General features: G+C 59.0%; 22 protein-coding genes. 5 read left to right on the forward strand and 17 right to left on the reverse strand.

The genetic code is table 11. The features are described 5' to 3' along the window. Positions 1-41: 41 nt before the first annotated feature. The 5 genes from QZ460_RS02385 to QZ460_RS02405 are packed head-to-tail and all read right to left on the reverse strand — an operon-like array spanning position 42 to position 8,123. Positions 42-980: a fimbrillin family protein gene (locus QZ460_RS02385; protein ID WP_290539991.1), complete on the reverse strand. Its 939-nt coding sequence runs from the start codon at positions 978-980 to the stop codon at positions 42-44. A gap of 40 nt (positions 981-1,020) precedes the next feature. Continuing rightward, complete coding sequence (locus tag QZ460_RS02390; RefSeq protein WP_290539992.1) at positions 1,021-2,676, reverse strand: PKD-like family lipoprotein; 1,656 nt, start codon at positions 2,674-2,676, stop codon at positions 1,021-1,023. Beyond that, entirely contained in the window at positions 2,676-3,395 is a 720-nt protein-coding gene (locus tag QZ460_RS02395) for a DUF4843 domain-containing protein (protein WP_290539993.1), read from the reverse strand. Before QZ460_RS02395 ends, QZ460_RS02390 begins: the two co-directional genes overlap by 1 nt. A gap of 34 nt (positions 3,396-3,429) precedes the next feature. Beyond that, on the reverse strand, positions 3,430-4,989 hold the full coding sequence (locus QZ460_RS02400; RefSeq protein ID WP_290539994.1) for a RagB/SusD family nutrient uptake outer membrane protein: 1,560 nt from the start codon (positions 4,987-4,989) through the stop codon (positions 3,430-3,432). 8 nt (positions 4,990-4,997) lie between these two features. Then, on the reverse strand, positions 4,998-8,123 hold the full coding sequence (locus QZ460_RS02405; RefSeq protein ID WP_290539995.1) for a SusC/RagA family TonB-linked outer membrane protein: 3,126 nt from the start codon (positions 8,121-8,123) through the stop codon (positions 4,998-5,000). 426 nt (positions 8,124-8,549) lie between these two features. Between QZ460_RS02405 and QZ460_RS02410 the strand changes: the two genes are divergently transcribed. Together QZ460_RS02410 and QZ460_RS02415 are read left to right on the forward strand one after the other, a co-directional pair. Then, positions 8,550-11,657 carry a glycoside hydrolase family 2 TIM barrel-domain containing protein gene (locus tag QZ460_RS02410; protein ID WP_290539996.1) on the forward strand — a complete coding sequence of 1,036 codons (3,108 nt, stop codon included), beginning with the start codon at positions 8,550-8,552 and terminating at the stop codon, positions 11,655-11,657. 126 nt (positions 11,658-11,783) lie between these two features. After that, positions 11,784-12,824 carry a nucleoid-associated protein gene (locus tag QZ460_RS02415; RefSeq protein WP_290539998.1) on the forward strand — a complete coding sequence of 347 codons (1,041 nt, stop codon included), beginning with the start codon at positions 11,784-11,786 and terminating at the stop codon, positions 12,822-12,824. Between the two features lie 25 nt (positions 12,825-12,849). Here QZ460_RS02415 and QZ460_RS02420 read toward each other — a convergent pair whose 3' ends face one another. Both QZ460_RS02420 and QZ460_RS02425 read right to left on the reverse strand, forming a co-directional pair. Continuing rightward, complete coding sequence (locus QZ460_RS02420) at positions 12,850-13,569, reverse strand: SDR family NAD(P)-dependent oxidoreductase (RefSeq protein ID WP_290539999.1); 720 nt, start codon at positions 13,567-13,569, stop codon at positions 12,850-12,852. Between the two features lie 53 nt (positions 13,570-13,622). Next, on the reverse strand, positions 13,623-14,183 hold the full coding sequence (locus QZ460_RS02425; RefSeq protein WP_290540000.1) for a Crp/Fnr family transcriptional regulator: 561 nt from the start codon (positions 14,181-14,183) through the stop codon (positions 13,623-13,625). A 441-nt stretch (positions 14,184-14,624) separates the two neighbouring features. On the opposite strand from QZ460_RS02425, the gene QZ460_RS02430 reads away from it, so the two are divergent. Both QZ460_RS02430 and QZ460_RS02435 read left to right on the forward strand, forming a co-directional pair. After that, the gene (locus tag QZ460_RS02430; protein WP_290540001.1) at positions 14,625-14,882 is read left to right on the forward strand and encodes a hypothetical protein; all 258 of its coding nucleotides are present in this window, start codon (positions 14,625-14,627) and stop codon (positions 14,880-14,882) included. Positions 14,883-14,940: 58 nt separating this feature from the next. Beyond that, positions 14,941-15,399 carry a VTT domain-containing protein gene (locus QZ460_RS02435; RefSeq protein ID WP_290540002.1) on the forward strand — a complete coding sequence of 153 codons (459 nt, stop codon included), beginning with the start codon at positions 14,941-14,943 and terminating at the stop codon, positions 15,397-15,399. A gap of 705 nt (positions 15,400-16,104) precedes the next feature. On the opposite strand, the gene QZ460_RS02440 is transcribed toward QZ460_RS02435, so the two are convergent. The 9 genes from QZ460_RS02440 to QZ460_RS02480 form a co-directional block, all read right to left on the reverse strand. Continuing rightward, positions 16,105-16,602 carry a ferritin gene (locus QZ460_RS02440; protein WP_290540003.1) on the reverse strand — a complete coding sequence of 166 codons (498 nt, stop codon included), beginning with the start codon at positions 16,600-16,602 and terminating at the stop codon, positions 16,105-16,107. 210 nt (positions 16,603-16,812) lie between these two features. Beyond that, on the reverse strand, positions 16,813-17,256 hold the full coding sequence (locus tag QZ460_RS02445) for a PepSY-like domain-containing protein (protein ID WP_290540004.1): 444 nt from the start codon (positions 17,254-17,256) through the stop codon (positions 16,813-16,815). An 88-nt stretch (positions 17,257-17,344) separates the two neighbouring features. Then, a complete protein-coding gene (locus tag QZ460_RS02450; RefSeq protein ID WP_290540005.1) occupies positions 17,345-18,625 on the reverse strand; it encodes a HAMP domain-containing sensor histidine kinase in 1,281 nt (426 codons plus the stop codon). Further along, positions 18,622-19,299: a response regulator transcription factor gene (locus tag QZ460_RS02455; RefSeq protein ID WP_290540006.1), complete on the reverse strand. Its 678-nt coding sequence runs from the start codon at positions 19,297-19,299 to the stop codon at positions 18,622-18,624. Before QZ460_RS02455 ends, QZ460_RS02450 begins: the two co-directional genes overlap by 4 nt. Before the next feature lie 141 nt (positions 19,300-19,440). Further along, entirely contained in the window at positions 19,441-20,370 is a 930-nt protein-coding gene (locus QZ460_RS02460) for a glycosyl transferase family 90 (protein ID WP_290540007.1), read from the reverse strand. Between the two features lie 243 nt (positions 20,371-20,613). Continuing rightward, on the reverse strand, positions 20,614-21,618 hold the full coding sequence (locus tag QZ460_RS02465) for a beta-ketoacyl-ACP synthase III (protein ID WP_290540008.1): 1,005 nt from the start codon (positions 21,616-21,618) through the stop codon (positions 20,614-20,616). A 23-nt stretch (positions 21,619-21,641) separates the two neighbouring features. After that, positions 21,642-22,589, reverse strand: a complete 948-nt coding sequence (gene plsX, locus QZ460_RS02470; protein ID WP_290540009.1) for a phosphate acyltransferase PlsX — start codon at positions 22,587-22,589, stop codon at positions 21,642-21,644. Between the two features lie 150 nt (positions 22,590-22,739). Continuing rightward, complete coding sequence (gene rpmF / locus QZ460_RS02475; protein ID WP_010264557.1) at positions 22,740-22,925, reverse strand: 50S ribosomal protein L32; 186 nt, start codon at positions 22,923-22,925, stop codon at positions 22,740-22,742. A 43-nt stretch (positions 22,926-22,968) separates the two neighbouring features. Then, positions 22,969-23,628: a DUF177 domain-containing protein gene (locus QZ460_RS02480; protein ID WP_290540010.1), complete on the reverse strand. Its 660-nt coding sequence runs from the start codon at positions 23,626-23,628 to the stop codon at positions 22,969-22,971. 201 nt (positions 23,629-23,829) lie between these two features. On the opposite strand from QZ460_RS02480, the gene QZ460_RS02485 reads away from it, so the two are divergent. After that, the gene (locus QZ460_RS02485) at positions 23,830-24,234 is read left to right on the forward strand and encodes a hypothetical protein (protein ID WP_290540011.1); all 405 of its coding nucleotides are present in this window, start codon (positions 23,830-23,832) and stop codon (positions 24,232-24,234) included. An 80-nt stretch (positions 24,235-24,314) separates the two neighbouring features. Here QZ460_RS02485 and gap read toward each other — a convergent pair whose 3' ends face one another. Beyond that, positions 24,315-25,331, reverse strand: coding sequence for a type I glyceraldehyde-3-phosphate dehydrogenase (gene gap / locus QZ460_RS02490; protein WP_290540013.1), 1,017 nt, complete (start codon positions 25,329-25,331; stop codon positions 24,315-24,317). Between the last annotated feature and the right edge of the window lie 26 nt (positions 25,332-25,357).

Here is a 25,357-nt window from a genome sequence, read left to right on the forward strand (position 1 = left end):
ATCGGAGACATGCGGCCTCCGGAATCGGATCGGCAAACACTCTATTTGATCCCTTCGATGCCGTGCATGTTCAGGTTGTTCCGGCTCGACTTTCTGGCGTCCGGCTGTCCGTTGATGGTGTACACCCGGCCGTCAATCGTCAGATCGAACTTGAAGGTGCAGTTCAGGGCCGTTTCAAAAGGCACGGCGATCATCACGTAGCAGGTCTCCAGCGAAGCGCCGCCCCGTTTGTTCGCCTTGACCTCGAGGCCGTCGGGGATCTCATAGGTCACCGTGTTCAACCCCTTGCCGGCGATCTCCATGGTGGCCAGATTGATCGTAGCACCGGGTTCATACGAGAGGGGCCGATCGCAGGTAACGACCACCTTGGTCAGTTTCTTGCCGACAAGCGTCTCGGGGCACGCCACCGACGGGAGGGTGATCTGCGAAAACAGCGGCTTGAACTCGCCCAACGACACGACGGCCGCGGAATAGGCCGAGACCTTGGCGGCAGCCACATCGAATCCGTATTTGCGGTGGGGCATAAACTCAGCCGCATAGTACTGCTGGACGGAAACATCGGGCAAGGCCACGGCCGTATGATCCTTCGAGGCCTCGCTGAACGGAACATACGCATAGATCCAGTGCTCTCCGGCCTTGAATCCGGCCTTGATGTCCGATGCCGGCTTGAGGGGAGTATCCTCGACGATCTTTTCGTTGTAGAGGATGTAGGTCTTGCCGCCCATTTCGACCTCCTTGTATCCGGCGACTTTCGTGGAGACGTAAGGCAGGTTATCCTGGGCTTTGCCGTCGGAGAGCACATACAGCCCCACCTTGTCTTCCTGAATCCACCCCTGGTTGCCGTGTGAGTAGACGTTGTAGATCCCGGAGACGGAGATATCTCCGATAACCGGAATATCCTTCTCTTCGTCGTCGCTGCATCCGGCAGCCGTCAGGGCCAATGCTACACAAGTAGCCATGTAGAAAAATTTGTTTCTCATGCGGTTTGAATTTAAATGATTGATCAGATATTTGATTGTGTCAGTATTCGCCTTTCCAGTTCGTACACCAGACCACCCCCTTTACATCGCCGAAGCCGCTGCATGTCTTCAGCTCCAGTTCGGGATGAAATCCCTCGAAGAGCCGGACCATATTCGCCTTCGACACATCCACGATGGCGATGTCTCCCAGCTCCTGGGCAACGGCCAGACGGAAATTGGGCTCCGGGCTATTCCCCCCGTAACCGTAGAACTCGCAAACGATCGGACTCGGGTAAATGCCCGTTATCCGGCTTTCGGCGCTGTAAGCCAGGAGATGGGTTTTCAGCTGCGTGCTGTAGACATACAGATTCCGGCCGCCGTCCGTGAAATAGAGGTAGGGATTCTTTTCGAAGTTGGAGGACATCCGGATAATGCTCCTCGCATTCAGGACACCCGCGCCGCTGAACGGATACTGGTCGGTTGCCGAAATCAGGTGCGACCTGGAGGTGAGCTCCCGGACCGCGAACTCATGGATCTGGTAGTTACCGGTCCCGTTCACGTCGATTATGGACAGGTAATCGGACCAAAAGGAGAGCCCTCCGGTAAGCGGATCGACATCCTTTTTCTCATAGGCCCCGAAAGCCAGACAGCGCGTGCCCGCCCCCATATTGTCCACGCGGAGGACGCCGGAGGGGATCTCCAGCTCCCGATCGTAGGTCTTCAGATATACGATGTCGGGACGGTAGACGGCGTCCCATCCATAGGCATCCACAATGGCGATGAAGCGCCCGTGCTGCTCGTCGTAGAGGATGCAGTTCTCCTCGTCGGCACACCAGTAGGTGACATTGTGAAACGGTGCAAAATGCGTGATGCGGCTGCCGCCTTCGAAATGACAGGGCATGGCCGGATACTTGCCGTAATAGGGGATCTCATGGTTGTCGTAGCCCACACCGCGGATATACACATCGCCCTCCCGCGAACAGAGGGCATAGTATTTCACCTTGAATGCGAAGTCCGTCAGATGGAGGTCGTCGGGCTCCTTCCCGCCCTCGAATTCGTCGGCCAGCCACATGTCTTTCTGCAGCGAGTTGCCGTCGAGCGTCACGCTGCCGCTCCCCTGATTGATGATGATTTTGGGCAGTCCGGCGACATATACTCCCGGAATCGAGCCCAGGACATAGTAATAATGAATGCTCCGGGGATCCTCGCCCAAACCTCCCTCCACCAGATCCCGGTCGATGTGGTGCGAGACTTTCAGATCGGGCGTAATGAACGAAAGAGTCGATTTCCCGTCGCCCATGTCCGACAGGACCATCCACCCCCAATCGAAGTTGTTCTTGGCGTTGATGGAGATTTTGTCGCTGATATAGGTCTCGCCCGTCTCCCTGTTGATGACCTTGATGACCAGCTCGTAGGCTCCGCCCCGGGAGAACGAGTACTTCAGGACACGGCCGGTGTAGACCATCTCCCGGTTCATGTACCATTCGATGGCGAAGCTCTCGTCGATGTTCTCCACCTCCTTGGAGAACTTCACGGGAGCCTCCAGCTCAAAGGGCGTATCCACCGTGAACGTATAATCGGAGGCGATGCCGTTGGTAAAGGTCACCTTGGCGGAATCCCGGTAGTCGTAATTCCCCTCGTCCCGGTAACAGCCGCCCGCCAGGAGCGGGATGCAGAGCCCCGCCAGCAGAATCTTATGGTTCAGAAATCGCCTCATCAGTCCAGAATCGTGTCATACAGCGGCGTCGTGCCGTCCGCATCGTAATATTGATAATTGCCCCTGGCCCACTCCTGCTTCCACCAGGCCTTGAAGTCGGCGATCAGACGGGTAAATTCGATGCCGGTGTATCCGTCGAGCGAGTCGAGGATCTTCCCGTCCATGAAGATGATGAATACCCGATATTTCAGGTCCGAATATTCGCCCAGATTGACGGCCGCACTCTGCTCCCACCACCGGGGCCGGGAGACCTGGTCCCTTACGTTGATCGTCACATACCGGAATTCGGACGGACCGATGCGGCATCCTTCCGCCTTGTCCAGACAGAGGGTCAGCGTGTATCGGGTCTTGAGCAGCTCCTTGTTGCGGAGCACCCTCACCTCGTAGATGTCGTCGGGCCGCCCCCGGTGGAAGACACCCTCCGGCAGCGGCAGATAGTCGGATCCGGCCTTCGCGGTGGTTTTCTCCGGCACGACCGACACGACATACCGGATATCCGTCTCGGGCAGGTATCCCAGCAGCGTCATCCGGGCCTTCGCCGTCCCTTCAAACGCAAGCGGGGCATCCGTAGCAAAATTGAAATTGACGGTTTGCGGGCTCCGGTCGTCCATGCCGGTGAAATGGAGGTAGGTGTCCCCATGGTAGACGCCGAGCTTCTCCTCGGAACAGGAGATCGGGAGCAGCAGCAGGGCAATCAGATATTGAAGCAGTTGTTTCATGTCGTTAGGATCTTCGCCGGATTCATTCGGCATTTCAATTCAGCGTTTCACTCGACGGTATCGGCAGGACGTAGGCCCCCGACATCCTCACCTCGCCCTCTTCGTCGGAACCGGGGACATGCGGGAGGTTCAGCCGCTTGTAGGCGTAGAACGTCCCGCCTTCGGCCAGCATCTCCTTGCGGATGTCCAGCAGAATCTCTTCCATCAGCTCCTCCCGGGTTTTGACCGTGAGCGAAAGCGATCGTGCGGCACCGCGGGCCCTCCTCACGATCTCCAGATAGGCGATTCCCTCGTTTATCTTCCCCTCGTGACAACAGATTTCGGCCAGAATGTGACAAACCTCGCCGAACCGGATAACAGGGATCATCGGATTCTCCATTCCGCTCACCGTCGCCTCGATGGAGGGGTTGTATTTGAGGGAGTAGTATTTGGAACGGGTCTCATTGGTGGTGCCGAGCAGGAAATCCAGCCGGTAGTCGGTATATACGCCCGTCTTGTCCGAGGCAAAGAGAGTCCGGACATTGGCCAAAGGCAGACGGGTGGTGCCGGAGGCTCCCGACGTGCGCCATACGGACGACTCGTAGTCGGCGGCCAGCTGCTTCTTGTAGAGTCCGAACAGCACGTCATGCGAAACTTTGGTGTAGCGGGAATCCAGGTTGCAGGTGATGTTGCCCTCCGACGTAAATCCGACCCAGCCTTTTTCCTTGTAAAACCGGTCGTAAAGTTCGGTTGCGGCCATCTTCGCATTCTGGTAGAACCTCGGTCCGGCATAAAGACATACGCGGGCCTGAAGTCCTAGCAGGGCCATATAATTCAGGCGCAGGCCCCGCGACCAGAAAAAGATCCCCATTTCGTCGACATACATGGAGGAGTAGAAGCGGTAACGGGCGTTCCATTCGGCCGTCGGTTGATACATGTTCGACGCATACATGGCCTTGGGGTGTATCTCGGTGTCGAACCGGCGCAGGATCTCCTCCGCCGCGATCAGGTCTTTCAGCACCTTTTCGATGAACTCCTCCACGCCGATTTTGCCGGCGATGTTGTCCTGATAGGAGTCACGGTAAGGCAGATAGCCCCCCGACGGATTCGTAACGGGCGCCGGGGCGAAGAGCCGGAGCAGGTCGAAATGCATCATGCCCCTGAGGGCAAGCGCTTCGGCGTAGATGAGGTTCTTCTCCTCCTCCCCATATTCGAACAGACGGCTGTCGGCCTTGACGACATGCTCTATGAGTTTGTTCAGATTGGCTATGACCCTGTAACCCTTTTCCCAGATGGCGGTCACCACCGGTTCGGTCTCGACCGAATTGTAAACCAACGCTGCGGCATCGGCATAGAGCGGGCTCTCGGTCCGGGTTTTCTGGTTGTACTGCTGGGAAACGGCACTCAGGAAGCCCCAGGTCAATTCCCGGCCGTAGAGTTCGTCTCCGGCCAGATTGGCATAGATGCCGTTGAGGGCGTTTCGGCATCCGAACCCCGTGGAAAACAGGTCCTTATCGGAGATCGCATTCTCGGGCGTGACATTCAGCCAGCCGTTGCAGGAAGCGAGGAGAACCACCGCCGCCACCGCCATGAATCCTCTGGATAACTTACTCATCGACAGGCTCAGAATTTAATGTTGATATTGAGATTAAACGAACGCGCGAAGGGATAGTCCAGCCCTCGCTCCTGCCGGATGGAGGACCAGTAGCAGAGGTTGTTCATCGTGCAGGAAACATGGAGTGCCGAGATCTTCAGCCGCTCCAGGAACCGGGCTTTGAGGTGATAGCTCATGGTCAGCGACCCCCATTGCAACGTGTTGTTCTTCTGCACGAAGCGGGATGATGCCCCGGTCGTGATGTTCCGGTCCCTGATGTCTTTCATGGTCGTCACGTCGCCGGGTTTGGTCCAACGGTCGTAGAGCACCCTCCGGTCGGCATTGCTGTTTTTGATATCCGCATTTTCGACATAGGAGACCAGCGTCTGGTTGTAGGCGTCGCCTCCAAAGGTGTAGAGGAAGGAGGTGAACAGGGAGAAGCGCTTGTAGGAGACGGTGCACCCGAAGGAGCCCTGTCCCTTGGGCGCCGTGTCGCCGATGACGGACCATTCGTCGGCCGACCACCTGTCGGTGACGTCGCCGTTTCTGCGCAAAAAGATCTCCTTGCCGTTGGAGGGGCTGATGCCCAGCGACTTCATGCCGTAGATGGATGTCAGCGACGCCCCTTCGTAATATTTCAGATAGGTCCGGGAATATTTTTCGTTGTTGCTGCTTTCGGGGTTGTAGCCGTTGAACAGCTCCTCGACCCGCTTGTTGTAGTCCCTCATGCTCTGCGAGATCTCGACAATTCGGTTTCTGTTGCGCGAGAAGTTGCCGTAGACCTGGACCAGCCAGTTTCGGTCGCCATACAACCGGGTCCTCAACTCCAGTTCGACGCCCGTATTCTTAACCTTCCCCATGTTCTCCTTGTAGGCCGTGAATCCGGAGGAGGAGGGTATCGTATAGTCGGTTATAAGGTCTACCGTGCGCTCGTTGTAAGCCGAGACCCTTACATGGACGAGGTCCTGCCACAACCCCACCTCGATGCCTGCGTCGAGGGTGTACTTGCGCTCCCATTTCAGACCGGGATTCCCCTTCTGGTAGAGGAAGACCCCATAGCCGGTGGGATACCAGCCGTCGGTGTGCAGCTGGTACATGTCCCTGGCGGAATAGAGTGAGAAGTTGGTCTTGCCGGTCAATCCGTAGGAGGCGCGTAACTTCAGGGTGGAGATCACCCTGTTGTCCTTCAGAAAGTCGTAATTGTGGATGTTGACACCGGTTCCCACCGCCCAGAAATTGGACCACCGCCTGTCGGCTCCGAATTCGGAAGAGCCGTCGATGCGTCCCGTCATGTCGGCCAGATAGATGTTGTCGCAGGTATAGTTCACGGTCAGCAGTCCTCCCGCCAGACGGGTCGTGTTGTCCAGGGTGCCGGGCTTGCCGTACACTTCAGCCGCATAGTTGGGCGAAATCAGATCGCCGCCGGGGAATCCGCGGTAATTGATTTGCGAAGCACTGGTTTGCGTCTGCCGGATATTGGCCGACAGGCAGAAATTCAGGCTATGCCTGCCGAACGTGTTGTTGTACATCAGCGAGAGGCTTCCGTCCATGACGGTACGCTTCTGCCTCGACTCCATCTTATCGCCGTTCAGGCTACCGGACGAAGAGGAGTAGCTGGCCGAAGCCGGATCCTTGTACAGCTCCTGGGTGCTGTCCCGCATCAGGACGGAAAACTGTCCGCGCAAACGCAGCTTGTCGGTGATGTGCCAGTTCAGGCTCAGGTCGTCTGCCACCTCGTTATAGACGGACCGGTCGTAGCTGTTGTAGAAATTGATCTCATAGAGGGGGTTTACCAGCGATCCCGAATAGCCGCCGAAATTCTCCAGCCGCCGCACGTAATGCCCCTCCGCATCATGGATTCGCATGTAGGGAAGCAGATGCGAGTAGTCGCTGAAGGTGTTGAAAGGCACGTCCGAACTCTTGTTGTAGGTATAGGTCACCTTGTTCCTGATCTGCAGTCCCCCGAAGCGGTAGTCGATGTAGAATGCGACGTTGGTGTTTTTCCGGTCCGAATGCTTCATCACGCCATCCGTTCCCCGGTATCCGAGTTCGACGCCCCACCGCACGTCATTCTCGCCTCCGTCCATGAAGACCGAATGCCTGTTGCTGAAAGCCGTGCGCAGCCCCTGCGAAAGCCAATAGGTGTCGACTCCGGTCAGCACGTTGTTGAGCCGCTGGTAGTAGGCGTCGGTATAGGGGGCGATTTCGGGCGTGGAGCTGTCATAGAGTCCGGCCAGACGTTCGGCCTCGAGCTTTTCCCGAGCATTCATCAGGTTGTACGACGACAGATCGGGGGCCTCGACCGAAAAGTTCCCCATGTACTGCACCCGAAACTTGCCGGCCTCCGGGGCACGCCGTTCGACGACGATCACGCCGTTTGCGGCACGGGATCCGTACATGGCCGTGGCGGCGGCATCCTTGAGGATATTGATGCTGTGGACGCTGTTGATGTCGAGGTCGTAGATCTTCTCGACATCGACCTCGAATCCGTCGAGGATGAAAATGGGCAAATTGGAATTCCCCACCAGCACCTCCCTCGAGATGGCCGAAGCGGAGGTTTCGCTCAGCGCCGTCTGGCCGATTCCCGTCTGGCCGCGCAAGACGAATTTGGGCAGTGCATTCGGATCGGCTCCGGCGGAGAGGTTCTCCTGTATCCTGAAGGAGGGGTCAAAGGTCTGAATGGCCGCAATGAGGTTGTTGGGGTTCACCTGCAGCAGCTCTTCCTTCCCGATCTTCGTCGTGTTGCCCGTGAAGCTCTCCTTCCGAATCAGGTTGTACCCGGTAACGATCACGTCCTGAATGCTCTCCAAAGCCTCAACCAGCATCACGTCAATGTTCTCCTTCGTCGCCACCGCGACGGTACTGCTCTCAAAGCCGATGTAGGAGAAGCTGATCACCCCTCCCTGATCGGGGATTTTCAACACATAACAGCCGTTGGAATCGGTTATTTCCCCGTGCGACGAACCTTTCAGGAGCACCGTCACCCCGACCATCGGTTTCTTCGATATTTTTTCCAGAACCCGGCCGTAGACATAGTTCCCCTGAGCAGGAAGTTTGAATGGCTTTTGGGCGCGGCTTTCGAGGTGGGTGGCGAGAAGTAGCGTACTTAAAAGCAACAGAAATCCACCTGCATGTGCAGAGATTTTATTTTGCATGTTTTCCTTTGCTAAAAACGCCGCAAAAATAAACAGTTCCAGGAGCCCTCACAATCGCATCTTTTAGGTATTCTTCCGGGACAGCCGGGTCCATTCCGTCCCCTCTTCCGGAAGAATGGGGAGGGCCTGAGGCGAAGAGATCGGAAATGCCCGGAAAATATCCGGAAAATGTCCGACATTCCGATACCTCCGGGGCGCTTGGGACAAACGGGGCGACAAACGACCCGGGAAAGGTGCTGCCCGGATCATGACCGCCACCGGCAAAAGCCCGAAACACCGCGGCCGCTGCTTTTTTCGACCGCCATATTTGGAGTTTTCCGACATTTTCCCGAAATTTACCCAATCGGGTCGCTTCAAAGGTCCGGCGCACAGCGCCAACCGCCGCCCCGACAGGCCACGACTAAACCTTAAAAACAGAGATAACCGATGAAGAAAACCCTCTTATGCTGCCTGGCCGCTGCTGCGACGCTGACGGCCGGTGCGCAGAGCAACGAATGGCAGGACGCCGGCGTGAATGCCGTGAACCGGATGCCGATGCACAGCTCCTGGTTCGCATACGAGTCGCCGGAAGCCGCACAGGCGGGCGACAAGACCCGTTCGGAGCGGTTCGTCACGCTGAATGGAAACTGGAAATTCAACTGGGTGCGCGATGCCGACCAACGTCCGACGGACTTTTTCCGTGTCGGATTCAACGACAAAGGCTGGGACGAGATGCCCGTGCCGGGACTCTGGGAACTGAACGGATACGGCGATCCGATCTACCTCAACGTCGGCTATGCCTGGCGGGACTGGTTCAAAAACGATCCGCCGCACGTTCCCGTCGCGCAGAACCACGTGGGTTCCTACCGCCGCACGGTCGACATCCCCGCAGCATGGGCTGGCCGGCAGATCGTCGCGCATTTCGGCTCGGTGACGTCGAACATCTACCTCTGGGTCAACGGCCACTATGTGGGCTACAGCGAGGACAGCAAGCTGGAGGCCGAGTTCGACCTGACGCCCTACGTGAAACCCGGGCAGAACTTCATCGCCTTCCAGGTCTTCCGCTGGTGCGACGGCACCTACCTCGAAGACCAGGACTTCTTCCGCCTTTCGGGTGTGGCCCGCGACAGCTACCTCTATGCGCGTGACAAACGCCAAATCGCCGATCTCCAGGTCAACGCCACACCTTCGGCCGACTACACCTCGGGAACGGTATCCGTCAAAGCCCTCTTCCCCAGGCAGACGCGGGGATGCAGCCTCGAACTGACACTCACCGACGCCCAGGGGCGCAACGTTGCCTCGCAGCAGCTGCGCGTCACCAAGGACGAGGAGCACTGCACGCTCGACGCCGGGAAAGTGGCCCTGTGGAGCGCCGAGACCCCCGCACTGTACCAACTGACGGCGACACTCCGCTCATCGGCGGGCGAAGTGATCGAGGTCATTCCGCTCCGGATCGGATTCCGCGACGTGAAGATCGAAGGCGGGCAGCTGCTCGTCAACAGCCGGCCGGTGCTGATCAAGGGCGCCAACCGGCATGAGATCGACCCCGACTACGGCTATTGCGTATCCGAAGAGCGCATGCTGGAGGACATCCGCATCATGAAGGAGAACAACATCAACGCCGTGCGCACGTGCCACTACCCCGACGATGCCCTCTGGTACTCGCTCTGCGACCAATACGGACTCTACGTCGTGGCCGAGGCCAACGTCGAGTCGCACGGCATGGGCTACGACGAAAAGACGCTGGCCCGAAATCCGCTCTACGCCAAGGCGCATCTGGAGCGCAACCAGCGCAACGTGCAGCGCAGCATCAACCATCCGTCGGTCATCATCTGGTCGCTGGGCAACGAAGCGGGCGACGGTCCGAACTTCAGCGCCTGCTACGACTGGATTAAGCAGTACGACCCGACACGTCCGGTACACTACGAACGGGCCGTCTATTCGCCCGGCAGCCGCAACACGGACATCATCTGCCCGATGTACTGGGACTACGAGCAGTGTGAGAAATACCTCGCCGGGAATCCCGAGAAACCGCTGATCCAGTGCGAATATGCCCACGCCATGGGCAACTCGATGGGCGGCTTCCGCGAATACTGGGAGCTGATCCGCCGCCAACCGAAATATCAGGGCGGCTTCATCTGGGACTTCGTGGACCAGTCGCTGCGCAAGAAGGGCCGCGACGGGGTGACGATCTACGGCTACGGCGGCGACTGGAACCCCTACGATCCCTCGGACCAGAATTTCTGCAACAACGGCCTGATCGGTCCCGACCGCACGCCGAATCCCCACATGGAGGAGGTGCGCTACCACTACCAGTCGATCTGGACGACGTGGGCCGACGATACGAAGAACAGGATCGAGGTCCTCAACGAAAACTTCTTCCAAGACCTCGGAAACTACGATCTGCACTGGGAAGTGCTCTGCGACGGGAAGCCCCTGTGCAGAGGCGTCGTCGACGGATTGGAAACCGCGCCGCAGCAGAGCATGCACATCGCACTCCCCTACGACCCGGCCACGCTGCCCGCCGCGGGCGAGCTGCTGCTCGACGTGGCCTACCGGCTCAAGACGGCCGAAGGCATCCTGCCCGCGGGCCACACCGCGGCCCGTGCCCAGTTGCCGATCCGCGAATATGTCTTCACGGCCCCCGCGGCGAAATCCGCGGCCGAAGGGGAACAGCTCTCCGTTGCGGACAACCATGCCGACTACCTGATCGTCTCGGGCAACGGCCTGCGGCTGGACTTCAGCCGCCAGACGGGCTTCATCACCCGCTACGAAGCCTGCGGGCTCGATTTTCTGGCCGACGGCTCCTCGCTGCGCCCCAACTTCTGGCGCGCGCCGACCGACAACGACTTCGGCGCCGGGCTGCAAAACAAAATGGCCGTCTGGAAAGAGCCGAAGATGCAACTCTCGGCACTCACCCATGCGGAGGCCGACGGCATCGTCACCGTGAAGGCCAACTATGAACTGCCCGAGGTACAGGCCACGCTGGAGATCGCATACGCCGTCGACAACACGGGAGCCCTGACCATCGAGCAGTCGCTGCATGCCACGCCGGGAGCCGAGGTTCCCGACATGTTCCGCTTCGGCATGCGCTTCGAGATGCCCGAGGCATTCGACCGCCTGCAATACTACGGCCGCGGCCCGGGCGAGAACTATGCCGACCGCAAATCGTCGACCTTCGTGGGACTTTACCGCCAGAGTGTCGACGAGCAGTTCTACCCCTACATCCGCCCGCAGGAGACCGGCACGAAGAGCGACCTGCGCTGGTGGCACCTCGCGGACATCGGCGGACGGGGTCTCACGGTGACCTCCGAAGCCCCGTTCTCCGCCTCGGCGCTCCACTACCCGCTGGAGTTGCTCGACGAAGGAGCCGCCAAACAGCAGGGACATTCGCCCGAAGTCGCAAAGCAGAAGAATGTTTCGGTGTGCCTCGACAAGATGCAGTACGGAGTGGCCTGCATCAACTCGTGGGGCGCGTTGCCGCAGCCCGAATACCGGATTCCCTATGCCGACTACACCTTCCATCTGAAGATCGCGCCTGCAACCCGCCGATAGGGCGCACACCATCCACACCCCGGGCCGGGACTTCGCGATGCGGGGTCCCGGCTTTTTTATCGGTCGCAGGACTTGCCGGGGAGCCAAAAAATGCGCATCTTTGTCGTCCGTTAAACGATCCCGAACATGTTATACACCGAAGATACGCGCATCGAAGCGCTGGCCGTACACGTCGTCGGCAACAAATCGAAGGACGAACCCCTGATGGTCTCGCCCGAACTCTCGGCGCAGGTCGCCGACGAAGGGCTGATGCGTACGCTCACGGCCTATTTCCTCGGCGGCTTCAAAAGCGAGGAGTGCTACAACCTCTACCACGAGACCGACCTCGAGTGCAACGAGGTCTGGAACTTCGCATGCAGGATCTTCGACGACCCGGAGTCGCTTCTCGAAAATTCGGTGAGCCTCGCCAAGCACCTCTACGAGAGCGGCATGCACCCGCAGATCAAGGGCGGCGAATTCTATACGGCCTACTTTTCCGACTGCAATTTCGGTGGCGAACGCTGCGACGCCCTGGGGCTGTTCAAGTCCGAGACGCGCGACACGTTCCTCGACATCGAACAGCAGACCGGGGGCGTGCACATCGCGGCCCGCGAGGGCATCGACATCAAACGGCTGGACAAGGGAGCCGTCATCTTCAACACCGAACGCGGGGAGGGGTTTGCGCTCTTCGTGGTCGACAACACCAACCGCACCGAAGCACGCTACTGGATCGACGATTTCCTGCGCGTGCGCCAGCGCCAGGACAACTACCACAATACGCACAACACGCTGGCCATGTGCAAGAAATACGTCACGAAACACCTCTCAAAGGAGTTCGAGGTGTCGAAGGCCGACCAGGCCGAGATGCTCAACGACACGATGAAGTATTTCCAGGAGCAGGATACCTTCTCGATGGAGGATTTTTCGGAAAAGGTGATCCGCCAGCCGGAGGTCGTGGAGAGCTTCACGCGCTTCCGCCAGGAGTACGAACAGGACCGCGACATCCGCATCGAGGATGAATTCGGCATCTCGGATTCGGCCGTCAGGAAGCAGGCGCGGTCGTACAAGAGCGTCATCAAGCTCGACCGCAATTTCCACATCTACGTCCACGGCAACCGCAACCTGCTGGAGCAGGGCGAGGACGAGAAGGGCAAGTTCTACAAGGTCTATTACGAAGAGGAGGAGTAGCCCTTCCCGGGCACACCGCCGGTCATCATCCCATTTTACGGTAAATACACTCCGGCATGTGCCGGATCAGCCACGCAACGAACCGCCAACGGCGTGTGACGACCGCCACACTCCGGCGACGGCGGATAGCCCGCACAATCCCCTCCACAACCCGGTCGACGGGCATCACCCAGAACAAGCCCTCGCCCTTGGCCATCTTCGTCGCGACGAATCCCGGACGAATGTCGGTCACCCAGAGGGGCAGTCCGGACTTCGCGGCCCGCTGCCGCAGACCCTCGGCATAGTTGATCTGATAGGCTTTCGAGGCGTTGTAGGCCGGAGCCGCACCGCCGCCACGCAGGCCTCCGACCGACGTGACGACGACCAGATGGCCACCGCCCTGCTCCTCAAAACGATCGTAGGCCCAAATGACCACCGCGGTCCAGCCCACGACGTTGGTGCGGATGGCGGGCTCTTCCAGCGCATGGTCCAGTCCGGGATTCAGGTCGCCGGTTCCGGCGCAGACCACACACAAATCCATGCCGCCCAGCTCTCCGGCCAGGCGTTCCAGTGCCGCACAGGCGGCAGCAGGATCCATGATGTCGGCCGCAGCATAACAAAAGCTATCCGGACGGCTGGCCGCCAGCTCCTCCAGCAGCGCCTCCCGCCGCCCGGTCACACCGATCCGATATCCCTCGGCCGCAAGACGTTCGGCCAACGCCCGGCCGATACCGGACGTCGCCCCAATGATAATCGCACGTTTCATGGAAACAAAGTTAACGGAGACACCCGGGAAAAACGTTGATGCAGATCAAGAAATCAGCGAACGCGGCGGCGGATGCGGCTCAACGTCTCGGGACGCACGCCCAGATAGGAGGCCAGCTCCCGCAGAGGAACGAGCTGCAACACATCGGGGCAACGCTCCGTCAAAGCCTCGTAACGCTGCTGCGGCAAGGCCGCATAGCGGTCCAGCAGACGTTCGTAAACCTCGGCCAGCATGTGTTCGGCCAGCCTGCGGCCCAGCCGCTCGCCGGCGACATCGGCGCGGAAGAAAGTTTGGATCCGTTCACCGGGAACAAGCAGGGCCTCGACGCCGCACATCGCCTCGATCGTCACCCGCGACGGGGTATCGACGCACATCGAGATATAGTCGCCGACGAACTCTCCGCCAAAGGCGTAACCCACGACATGCTCCTCCCCCGCAGCATTGGCGTGCACATAACGGAAAGCCCCCTGTACGACCAGTCCGCAACGGAGGCTGCGAAGTCCCTGTGCGGAGAGCTGCTCTCCGCGGGCGAAATGCCCTACGATGCCCTCGCGGCGGATTAAGGCGGCGAGTTCCGAAAATTCGGTTTCCGTTATGTACCGGTTGAAGTTCACAGCCGTAAAGATAACCCATCGCCTTGGGAAAACAAAACGAAGATCTGGAATTTGCAGCATCGGCAACAAACCGAAAACAGGAACGCACTTCTCCGACCGCTCTTTCCCGCAACATCCGCCGCCGGCTGGGGTGCGAATGCTGCGGCGTGGACTTCGCGAATGCCCCCGCAAGGATTCTGCGAATGCTCCCGCATGGATTTCGCAAATGCCGCCGCATGGATTTCGCACCCCTCGGCCGCCGAAACGGCGCAGCCCGCTGTCGTCCGTAAAAAACGGCCCCAGACTCTCGGTGCGGGTCTTTCCCGGTCCGGAATCTGCCGCCACCAACAACGCGAAAGCAGGTTGTCCGCCCCCAAGCAGGCTTCGAAGCGGCAGACCGGAAGGACGGTAAACCCGGAATCTGGCCCGGATTTTGCCTCCCGGCAAGAAAAACAAACCGTCATGGCCACAAAAACCGACATTTCCGACCGGCTCACCGTCGAAGAACGCCGCAAGCTCCGCGCCTCGGCGTTCGGAATCCCCGAAACCCGCGAATTTCCGCTCATCGACGCAGCCCACATCCGCGCGGCGGAAGCCTATTTCCGCTACGCCCCCGACGACCGCAAGGCCGCCCTGGCACGCCGCATCCTCGTCCGCGCCCGCGAAATGGGCGTCGACGTCCGCAGCCGCGTGATCCACGGCTGGGCCGGAGAGGTGTAGGAACCGAAAAAATCGCTATCTTTGTCTGCACGGGCACCGAAGCCCCGCGCGGATATACATGGAAACGATCACCGAATTTCTCATCGACTGGGGCTATTGGGGCCTCTTTCTCTCAGCATTCATCGCCGGGAGCATCCTGCCGTTCAGCTCCGAAGCGGTGATGTTGGTACTCGCAGGCATGGGACTTGATCCCGTGGGCTGTGTCGTCGCGGCCGCGCTGGGCAACACGCTCGGCGGCATGACCTGCTACTGGATCGGAACTCTGGGCAAAACCGAATGGATCATCCGGCTGGGGGTCTCGACGCGCCAACTGGCTCGGGCGCGGAAATTCCTCTCCGGACGCGGGGCGCTGATGGCCTTCTTCGCCTTCCTGCCCACCATCGGCGAAGCCATCGCCATCGTGCTGGGACTGATGCGCAGCAACGTGTGGCTGACCGGCGGCGCAATGCTCGCGGGAAAAAGCGTGCGTTACATCGTTGTCCTGGCAACCTTCCAGGGTGCCCTCTCTCTTTTCTGACAAAGAGACGCAAAAGGGCCCCTTCCGCAGTCCCCCCGACCTCGGCCGACGCGACAGCACGGCGACACAGCGGCACAGCGATACGCCACACAGCGATACGGGCGACCGCCATCCGGCGCCGGTCGGCAAGAAGAAAACAGGCAACCCGGTTGATCCGGGCCAGTCGGCAAAAAGAAATCAGGCAACCCGGTTGATCCGGCGCCGGTCGGAAAGAAGAAAAAACGTGCGAAAGATCCCGGTCCGGCAAACAAACAGTGACGCCTCATTTTTGCTTTGTCCGGAAATTCCATGAAGAAAACCTTCCAAAAGCCGGACCGGGTTACACTCCTCCGCACAAGTCAGGTACCCGGGTCCGTCCCCGCGGCGGCAGCCCGCCGGGCGATCCTCCCAAAAAAGCAAGGACGCAGGTACAACCCCTACAGCAGGCCCGTTACAACCCTATGATGGCAGTTGTCCTTACGCCCAAGCCTGTTCCCCGCCCGGACGGACAGGGATAAAACTTTGGTTTCAGATCAATATTATACCATCATAAAAACTGCCGTATTGCTACAACAGGTAACGGTTTACTGCAGGTATAAAGGTTTATCCTAACCTTTAATCGTATATTCCAATACAAAAGTAGTCAAATAATCCGACGAACCAAAAAAATCCGACCTCCTTTCGGAGGCCGGACCCACTATAAATAACTATGACAAAAACTTTCGTTTATGCGTTGGCGGTCGCCAGCGGCGCAGCCTGCACATAGGAGCGTGCGCTCAGCTCCTTGTCGAGCATGTAGAGCCCGAACTTGTTGCCCTCGACGGCCTCGCAGGCGGTGATCATATCGCGTGCCGACTCCTCCTCCTCGACCTGCTCGTCGACAAACCAGACGAGCATGTTCGACGAGGCGTAATCCTTGTCCTCGGCAGCGATGGAGACCAGATTGTTGATCATGGCCGTAACCTCCTTCTCATGGCCGAGAGTGTCCTCGAACATCTCCAGCGGCGATGCCCACTTGGTGCGCACCTCCTCGATCGGGAGCAGCTTCACCTCGGCGTCGCGCGAGAGGATGTAGTTCATAAAGATCCGCGCATGATCCTGCTCCTCCAGGAACTGAATGTAGAACCAGTTGGCAACACCTTTCAGGCCCTTGGCTTCGGCGTCCATCGACATCGAAAGATAAAGATAGGCCGACCAAAGCTCGGCGTTAATCTGCGCGTTCATCGCTTCGTGTAATTTCGTGCTTAACATAACTGTAGGGTTTTAATTTTTACGGTTCCTTTTGTGATACAAATATACAATAGTTTTTTGTGATTTCCACAAAGATTATCATCAAATTATTTTATACCACAAAAGCAAGACATTATAAAACGACATAGACAGCGCCCGGGCACGAATTCGGACGCCGGCGGATGGTTTTCAGCAGAATACGGATCAGTCGTCGATCTCGGTCAGGCGGAACTGCCGGTCGAATTTCAGGTCGATCCCGTTGTCGAGCTTCACCTCCCAGTCGAGTTTGTCGCGGTCGATGCCGACGATCCTGCGTCCTGCGAAATTCGCGGCTACATAGTCGCGGATCTGCTGCGGAACAACCGTTGCGGGAACCTCGCCGTATTTGCATTCGACCTCCTTCCAGGCTCCGTCCCGGGCGAACTCGATCTTCGACCCGTCGACGAAGACCACCTTGTAGTCCTTGTCGAACAGCTCCTCGTCGACTTTGGCGTAGGAGACCCCGACCGCCTTGAAATGGGTCTGGACAAACTGTTGCGCAACGGCGGGAAGTTCGCCGACGGTGATGATCCGGTCCTTGCCGGCGAAAACGGGAAGCGAAGAGGCCACAATGGCCAGCGAAGCGAGAAGAATCGTGATTTTTTTCATAATCGTAGTGTTTTGTCAAATTTCGTACTGCAAAGTTGCGACCCGAAACTGAAACGAATCTGAAAAAAGCCGATTCCCCGCCATTTTTTCACACCGGGAAGTCGACCGTGAAGCAATGACACCCCTCCACATAGGCATAGGAGATCCGCAAGCCGTAGAGCCGGCAGACGGCGTCGACCACGGCAAGCCCCAGCCCCGTCGAACCCTCCTTCCGGGTTCCCTGATAGAAGCGGTCGAAGACACGCCCAGCATCGAGCGGACCTCCCGCACCGCTGTTGCAGACCGAGAAGCGACGCGGAGCGACGCGCACCGTCACTTCTCCACCCCCGTCACCGTGTACGAATGCGTTTTTCAGCAGGTTGGCGACCACGCTTCCGGCCAGCAACGGATTCATCCGCACCGTGAGCGCCCCTTCGTCCACAAGCTCTAGGCGCATGTTGCGATAGGCGTAAATCTCCGCCAGTTCCTCGGCCGTGCGCCGCACCAGTGTGTTCATGCCGACCTGCTCGGTCTCGGGAAACTGCCCGTTGTCGATCTTCGACAGCAACAGCAGCGACCGGTTGAGCCGCACGAGGTAGTCCAGCGTCCGCTGCACCTTGGCGATCTCGCCCAGCTGCTCCCCGGTGAGCGCCTGTGCATCGTCGACCAGCATTTCCAACCGGTTGCGACAGACCGCCAGCGGCGTCTGCATCTCGTGCGAGGCGTTGTCGATGAACTGTTTCTGCCGCTCGAACGACGATTCGGCCCGCGCGGCATAGCGGCGTGCGGCATCGTTGAGCTTCCGGAACTCCGTGACGGAGGTCTCGACATCCAGCGGCGCATTCCGCGCCCCCACGGTGTAACTGTCGAGCCAGCACAGCAGGGCGTAGAGCGGCCGCATCGTGCGGTAGAGCACAACGACGGTCACCAGCAGGATCATCATCAGCAGGAAGAGATAGAGACAGACCATCCACCAAAGAATCGACTCCCGCAGGTCGTCCTTCTCGATGGTCGGGGTCATCACCGTCAGTTCGCGCCATTGCCCCGCACCGTCGCGGAACACCTTGCGCAGCACGCGGGCCGGCTCCTCCTCCTCGCGCTCGGGGATGAAGATCTCCTCGTCGGAATAGCGTTCGTGGTACTGCGCGGCGGCATATTGGGCCGAGACTTCGTGCAGGAAGTAGCCGCTGTTGCCCCCGTCCGCCGGAACGGACAGCTCGCGGCCGGCCAGAACCCGCCTGACGATCACCTCGGCACGCGCCTCAAGAGCATCGTCCACCTCGTCGTTGATCTCATCGACCAGCGTGAAGTAAAACAGCACGGCCCACGCCGCCAGAAGCAGCGACAGCCCCCACGAAAGGTGCAGCAGGATGCGGTAAACCAGACTCACGGCCGTACGAGTTTGTAGCCGAAGCCGTAGACGGCGCGGATCTCGATGTCGGCGCCCGCATCGTGGAGCTTGCGGCGCAGGTTCTTCATCTGCGCATAGACGAAATCGAAATTGTCGGCCTGGTCGATGTGGTCGCCCCAGACCCCTTCGGCCAGTGCGGCCTTGTCGACCGTGTGGTTGGGGCGGGACATGAAGTAGTGGAGGATGTCGTACTCCTTGCGCAGCAGCCCCACCTCGCGGCCCGCCACCTCGACCCGGCGGCTGTCGGGCCACAGGCGCACGTTGCCCGCATCGAGGCTCTCCTCCCCGCCGCGCTGGTGGCGGCGCAGGACACTGCGGATGCGGGCACTCAATTCCGCCAGATGAAACGGCTTGGGGAGGTAGTCGTCGGCACCGAGCTCCAGACCCTCGACCTTGTCGTTGAGGGAATCGCGGGCCGAAATGATGATCACCGCAGCCCGGCTGCGAAGCCGCTTCAGCGCCTCGAGCAGCCGCAAGCCGCTCCCTCCGGGCAACATGATGTCCAGCAGGACGCAGTCGTAATCGTATGCCGAGATCTTGTCGAGCGCCGCGGCATAATCGGCCGCCTGCTCGACGACATACTGCTCCCGGGTCAGTGTCCGGACCATGATCTCCCGCAGGGAGGGTTCGTCTTCAACAATGAGTAGCTTCATAATACACTCCTTTTTCTCGGGACGGGGACAAGGGGGAGACCCGCCCGGCATAAATCCGCCGACCGCCACCATCCTCCGGCCCCGCCATTCAGACGGACGAAACTAGGCCCCGAATCCGAAAGGAAACTGAAATGCCGCGAATCAGCATTGCCCGGTCCGCCGGAAATAGTTGCGCAACACCAGCAGCGAAATGATCTTTTCGCGCCGGCGGTCGCGGAACTGCGCGATGTATTCGTGCGCGTGCGCGATGATCGCCTCGGCCTCGTCCGGATGCTCGATGTAGTAGCGCATCCGCTCTTCGAGATCGGAATAGTCGGGCCGGATCTCGACATAGTGATACCCGGGGATGAGCGTGCCCTCCATGAACCATGTCTCGTAGGTCGGGCGGGGCATCACGGCCAGCGAGTTCGAGGACATGACCCACTTGAGGTTCGTGGCCACATCGTTGCCCTCGATCGCCAGGACGAACTTGAAGCGCAGGTGGTCGTACATCGAAATATGGGGCTTGGTCCACTCCGGGGGATATTCGGGAGCGGGCGTCGAGATGCCGGCATCGCAGCACTCCGAACCGAAATACATGCGCATGAACCGTTCGCGGTGGGGACGCTGCGTGATTGCCAGCCGGAAAATCGACTTATCCTCCTTCTCCCGGAAGGGGATGTCGTCCCGCAGGAAGATGAAATGGCGGACCTTGTCGAGCTTCAGCAACACCGAATTGGCATTGTCGCCGCGGATCGGACGGCTCTTGACGATCGACGGCACATCGGGAACCGTCGTCACATCCCCGGGAATGCAATTCCACAGCAGGCTGTCGCGGAACCAGCGGGTAAACTCATAGGTATCGAAGAAGTAGGCCGTCCTGATGCCCCGGCGGAACTTGTGCTCGCCCAACGGGCGCAGTCCTTCGCGGGGGAGTGCTGCTGTCGCGGGCGAGAGTTTGTTGTAATAGTCCGCCCGTCGGCAGATATACTCCCAGTCGGGGCGGCGTTCCGCTTCGGCGAGGACCCGGTCCAGACGGGACTGAACAAATATTTCGGCGTCAGGTAACGCACGAAACTCCGCAGGAACCAAAACAGTTTGATCTGTTTGTTGTGAAAAATACGATTCAGACGGTTCATCGGCAATGAGTTTATATTAACAAAGATACGAAAAATCGGATGGGTTGCAACACGAAATCCGCCAAGATTCCAGAAATCCGCGGCGGACATCCCCGGCAGGGGCCTGCGTCTCCAAAGAGAAAACTCACCGCGGGAACGAACAAAAAAGGCGGGAACCGATGATGGTTTCCGCCTCTTGCCGGGAGTCGCGTCCCGTTTATTCCTTCTGGCCGTCGTAGGCCCACTTCACATAGGTCGCACCCCAGGTATATCCGCCGCCGAAAGCCGACATGATGAGGTTGTCGCCCTTGCGCAGCTGACTCTCGTAGTCGAAAAGACACGACGGGATCGTAGCGGCCGTGGTGTTACCGTTGCGGTCGATGTTAATCATGCACTTGTCCTGCGTGATGCCCATACGGCGCGCCGTAGCGTCGATGATGCGCAGGTTGGCCTGATGGGGAACCAGGAAACGGATGTCTTCGCCCTTGAGGTTGTGGCGCTCCATCATCTCCACCGAAACGTCGGACATCTTCGACACGGCAGCCTTGAACACGGCGTGGCCGTCCCACATGATCGTATGCCAGTTGTTCTGTACGGTTTCGACCGAAGCCGGGTAGCGCGAACCGCCCGCCTTCATGTAGAGCTGCATCTCGCCCGAGCCGTCGGAGTGCAGAATCGAATCCACAACACCGAGACCTTCGGTATTGGCTTCCAGGAGCACGGCAGCAGCGGCATCGCCGAAGAGCGGGCAGGTCGAACGGTCGGTATAGTCGATGATCGACGACATCTTGTCGGCACCCACGACGACGACCTTCTTGCTCGTGCCGGCTTCGATGAACTTCGCGCCTGTGGTCAGGGCGAACAGGAAGCCGCTGCAGGCCGCCGAGACGTCGAACGCGAAGGCGTTCTTGCAACCCGCCTGGTCGGCGATCAGGTTGCCCGTCGAGGGGAAGAACATGTCGGGGGTTATCGTGGCACAGATCACCACGTCGATCTCCATGGGATCCACCCCCGCCTTATCCAACAGATTGATGACCGCCCGGGCGCCCATATAGGAAGTGCCGAGGCCCTCTCCCTTGAGGATATGACGGGTCTTGATACCCGTATGCGACATGATCCACTCATCGTTGGTGTCGACCATGCGGCTTAATTCTTCGTTGGTGAGGATGTATTCCGGAAGGTACTGTCCCACACCCGTAATAGCTGCTGTTATCTTACCCATTAGCTTTGGTTTTCGTGTTTTGGTTAATTTTGAAACGCACGTTGCAGTTTCGCTGTCAGATCGGCCTTGATGACCTGTTCGGTCGAAAGGATCATGCTCCGGATCGCCAGGGGCGAAGAGCATCCGTGGCCGATGATAACGGGCGCATTGACACCCAGAACGGGGGTTCCGCCCACGTTTTCGTAATTCATGGCGTCCCAGAAGGCATTGCTGCATCCCATGGCCATGTTGATGCGGTAGAGGCCCTCGGCCATTTTCAGGACCGTATTGCCGACGAATCCGTCGCATACGACCACATCTGCAACCTTGCCCGAAAAGATGTACGAAGCCTCGACATTACCCACGAAATTGATCCGTTTGTCCTCCCGGAGCAGTTCGAAGGCAGCCTTGGTCTGGGCATTGCCCTTGGTCTCCTCCTCGCCGATGTTGAGCACCGCCACGCGCGGACGCTCGATGCCCAGCACCGCCTCGGCGTAAATCGAACCGATCAGACCATACTGCGCCAGCACCTCGGGTTTGCAGTCCACATTCAGCCCCACATCCAGCAGCAGCGCCGGACGCCCTGCGATGGTGGGAACGATGGACGAAATCGTGGGACGCACGACACCCTCGATCGGCTTGACGGCATACATCGAACCGACCATCATGGCACCGGTCGAACCTGCGCTCGCAAACCCGTCAACAGCACCCTTGGCCAGATAGCCGAACCCGACCGTGATGCTCGAATCCGCCTTGGCTTGGAAGGCCTTGGCCGGATGATCGCCCATCTCGATCACCTCGGAGGTCGCAACGATTCCGAACCGCTCGGCGGGACACCCCTCCGCAGCGAGCACGGACTTAATTTTCGCTTCGTCGCCGAACAGCACGATACGGCTGTCCGACCCGATCGCATCGAGTGCCATGACGGCTCCCTTGACAGCCGCTTCGGGAGCGTAATCGCCGCCCATGGCATCTACGCCAATCTTTATCATACTCGTACGAGTGTTGGTTGATATCCTGTTCCGCTCCCGCCCCGCCCCGGAAAACATGCGCGGCCGGGGATTCGGAGGGCCGGAAGGGAACCTTCATAAATTAAAAAAGAGGCACTCCCCGCAGGGATGCACTCTTTTGAGCGCCGGAATTTATTCGGCAGCCTTCTTCTCGATGGCAAGCTTTCCGCGATAGAAGCCGCACTCGGGGCATACACGGTGATAGAGCACCGCTGCGCCGCAGTTCGAGCAGGTAACCACCGTCGGAACGGTAGCCTTGTAGTTGGTTCTGCGCTTATCGCGTCGCGTCGACGAGACTTTGTGTTTAGGATGTGCCATTTTTAAATCTAATTTATAAGTTTAAACGTATCTTTATCCGTGTTTATTTCGCGCCGCCGGATTCCTCCCCGCCGGGTTCTCCGTCCGCGCCCTTACGCTCCGCGCTTTCGGGCTCCGCGTCTTCGGCCTCGGCGTCTTCACCATCAGCACCTTCGGCCTCCATCCGCTCGCGCAGGGCGGCCAGCTTGGCCCATTCGCCCCCGCTGTGCTCCCCGACGCGTTCGGCCGCAGCCTCGATCGCCGCAAACTCCCGATCGGAAACGATCCGGAAGCGTTCAAGCATCTCGGGATTGCACTCCCCCTCGGGATGCACCCGCTGGTAGGGCAACGACAGCACGACGCTTTCGTAGATGTACTGCGCGAGTTCCACGCGGTCCTCGCCCGGCAGCATCCACATCACCTCGCCGTCGTATTCGTGCACCTCGTCGGAGAATTTCACCAGCAGCTGCCCCTCGAAATCGATGGGCACGCGGCAATCCTCCAGACATCGGTCGCATTCGACGACGACATGTCCCGTGATCCCGACATCAAGCGTGAGCTGCTTCTCCGAGCGGTCCAAACCGACCCGGACCTCACACTGTCCGTCCTTGATCTCCGTGCTTTCGAAGGCCTCGAACAGCGCCTTGTCGACTTCGAAAAGGAAGTCGTGACGCCCGTTTTTCAGCCCTTTCCAAGCAATCGAATATCGTTGAGCTACCTCCATTTAAGCACATTTAGTGCGCAAAGTTACGAAAAAATAAGACATTTGCAAAGAAAACCAAGAGTTTTAGTACTCCCGATCCGGCGGGAGGCAAATAAATTTGGCGTTGCACGACAGTTGTATTATTTTTACGCAAAAATAGTCCGCACACGGCCTGCCGAACCGATCCGGCGTCATATCCGGCCCGTGCGGCCCCGACAGAACATGGACGAAAAAGGATTTGCAATCGAAATCTCAAGCCGCTACGAAGGGTGGTGGCGGTACAATGTGGCGCTGATGTGCGGCTGTTTCGACTCTACCGGCCGGCGCATCGGCTTCTCCTCGTCGGCCTCCACCGTGGCCGATGTCGGCTCGAACCTCCGCGAGCGTCCCGCAAACATCGCGGCAAACCGCACGGCCACGCTGCAGACCATGCCGTGCGATCACCTCGTGCTCTACCTATATATTATCCCCCACACGCTGCCCGCGGGCAACGACATCGACGCGGCTAAGCCCTTCGGAATCGAGGTGCGGATCTCCTGTGCCGGACACCGCCTGCGCACCGAAAAGCGGGAGATCAACCAATGGTCGGGCGCCTCGATCGAGATGCGGATCGACTCCCAAAAATAGGCTTCCGGTCGCCCCGGAAGCCAACAAAGCAAAGAGGGAACCATCGCTGGCTCCCTCTTTTTCTATCGGATGGCTTTCGACTATTTGTTGTTGAAAGCGGCCATCTTCTCGATCAGCATGAGGACCTTGTTCGAGTAGCCCCACTCGTTGTCGTACCACGAAACGACCTTCACGAAGGTGTCCGTCAGTGCGATACCTGCAGCCTTGTCGAAGATCGACGTGCGGGCGTCGCCCAGGAAGTCCGACGAAACGACAGCCTCCTCGGTGTAACCCAGGATACCCTTCAGTTCGCCTTCCGAAGCCTCCTTCATGGCAGCGCAGATCTCGTCGTACTTGGCGGGCTTTGCCAGGTTCACGGTCAGGTCGACAACCGAAACGTCGAGGGTCGGAACACGCATCGACATACCGGTCAGCTTACCGTTCAGCTCGGGAATCACCTTGCCTACGGCCTTTGCAGCGCCAGTCGACGAGGGGATGATGTTGCCCGAAGCGGCACGGCCGCCACGCCAGTCCTTCATCGAGGGACCGTCAACGGTCTTCTGCGTTGCGGTGGTCGAGTGAACGGTGGTCATCAGACCGTCGGTGATGCCGAACTTGTCGTGCAGTACCTTAGCAATGGGAGCAAGGCAGTTGGTGGTGCACGATGCGTTCGAAACGATCGTCTGGCCCTTATAGGTATCGGTGTTCACGCCGCATACGAACATCGGGGTGTCGTCCTTCGAGGGAGCCGACATAACGACATACTTGGCACCGGCTGCGATGTGAGCCTCGGCCTTCTCCTTGGTGAGGAACAGACCCGTCGACTCTACCACGTACTCGGCGTTAACCTCGTTCCACTTCAGGTTTGCGGGATCCTTCTCGGCGGTTACGCGGATAGCCTTGCCGTTAACGATCAGCTGGCTCTTCTCCACGTCGAAATCCACCGTACCGTCGAAACGGCCGTGCATCGTGTCGTACTTCAGCATGTAAGCCATGTAGTCAACGGGAACCAGGTCGTTGATACCTACTACTTCGATGTTGTCGTTCGTGCAAGCGGCACGGAACACCAGACGGCCGATACGACCGAAGCCGTTGATACCGATTTTGATAGTTGCCATAATAATTTTGAATTATTTGTTAGTGA

It is taken from the genome of Alistipes sp. (genome assembly GCF_020026455.1).
GTDB lineage: Bacteria > Bacteroidota > Bacteroidia > Bacteroidales > Rikenellaceae > Alistipes.